Source organism: Salifodinibacter halophilus (assembly GCA_012999515.1).
GTDB lineage: Bacteria > Pseudomonadota > Gammaproteobacteria > Nevskiales > Salinisphaeraceae > Salifodinibacter > Salifodinibacter halophilus.
Window position 1 is genome coordinate 1 of sequence record JABEEB010000070.1, and the last position, 348, is coordinate 348.

Consider the following 348-nt stretch of genomic DNA (forward strand, 5'->3'; position numbering starts at 1 on the left):
CGGCCGGCCGGGCGTTCATCGCCGCGCGCTCAGGTCAGCTGCGGCGCGAACGCCAGCATGCGTTTCTCCAGCAGCGTGGAGAACAGGTCGATCACGTCGCCGTAGATCTCGCCGGGGTCGGCGCCGTAGTCGCGCGCCAGCGCGGCGACGATGGCTTCCACATCCGAGCGTCCGTCGACGTGGGTCAGCACCGCGTGGGCGATGTCGTCCAGTTCGATCACCCGCTCCGGCGCCAGCAGCACCCAGCGCTCGCGCGTGCGGTCGTGCTGCAGGCGCACGCCGACCGGAAAGCGCATCACGCTGCCCGAATCGATGGCCGCGCTCATGGCCGCGGCTCCTGCGGGAAGA

The 348-nt window shown here is 71.3% G+C and carries 1 protein-coding gene; it reads right to left on the bottom strand.

The features are described from left to right. Positions 1-29: 29 nt before the first annotated feature. On the bottom strand, positions 30-326 hold the full coding sequence (gene pqqD / locus HKX41_10730) for a pyrroloquinoline quinone biosynthesis peptide chaperone PqqD (GenBank protein NNC24605.1): 297 nt from the start codon (positions 324-326) through the stop codon (positions 30-32). Between the last annotated feature and the right edge of the window lie 22 nt (positions 327-348).

Bases quoted from the DNA above. Each gene is read 5' to 3' on its own strand.
- pqqD (NNC24605.1), bottom strand. From the start codon at position 326: ATGAGCGCGGCCATCGATTCGGGCAGCGTGATGCGCTTTCCGGTCGGC.